Origin of the sequence: Mesorhizobium sp. M7A.F.Ca.US.014.04.1.1 (genome assembly GCF_003998745.1) — a bacterium.
Classification (GTDB): domain Bacteria; phylum Pseudomonadota; class Alphaproteobacteria; order Rhizobiales; family Rhizobiaceae; genus Mesorhizobium; species Mesorhizobium ciceri.
Window position 1 is genome coordinate 1 of sequence record NZ_RZRW01001370.1, and the last position, 570, is coordinate 570.

Annotated in this window: 1 pseudogene; it reads left to right on the forward strand. The window is 61.1% G+C overall.

Going from position 1 to position 570, the window contains the following annotated elements:
* Positions 1 to 570, forward strand: a pseudogene (locus EOA22_RS36595) (hybrid sensor histidine kinase/response regulator); the annotation flags it as partial.

Genomic DNA, 570 nt, shown 5'->3' on the forward strand with positions numbered 1-570 from the left:
GGGCCCAAGATTTTGCAGTTGATTTCGCCACGCCTGATCATGCCCAGGATCAGCTGGCGACGACCTCTTCAGCGAATCTCCTCGTTGGGACGCCACCGCAAACCCACGGCAGCATTGGCTCTGATAGAATGGTTCGGGTGACGGCAGACAGCCTGAACCGATTGCTCGGGTTGGCTGGCGAGTCGCTGATGGAAGCTCGGCGGCTCAGGCCATTCGCTGACGGGCTACTGCGACTGAAGCGACTTCAATCGGACCTCGCAAGTGCGTTCGACAACCTTCACGCAGTGCTGCCGCCGGGTTCAAATGATGCGGCCGCAGTGGAGGCGCTGGCTGAAGCCCAGCGAAAGCTTCGGTTGAGCCAAGCGTTCCTGGCGGAGCGTCTCGATGAATTGGATTCAGTGGATCGCAAAGCGACCGATCTTGCCAACAGATTGTACGACGAAACGTTGGCGAGCCGGATGCGGCCTTTCGAGGACGGCGTGAGACACTACGCAAGAACGGTCCGCGACCTCGGTCGTACCCTTGGCAAGCGGGCGCGACTGGAGATCGTAGGCGGCTCGCCCGGCATCG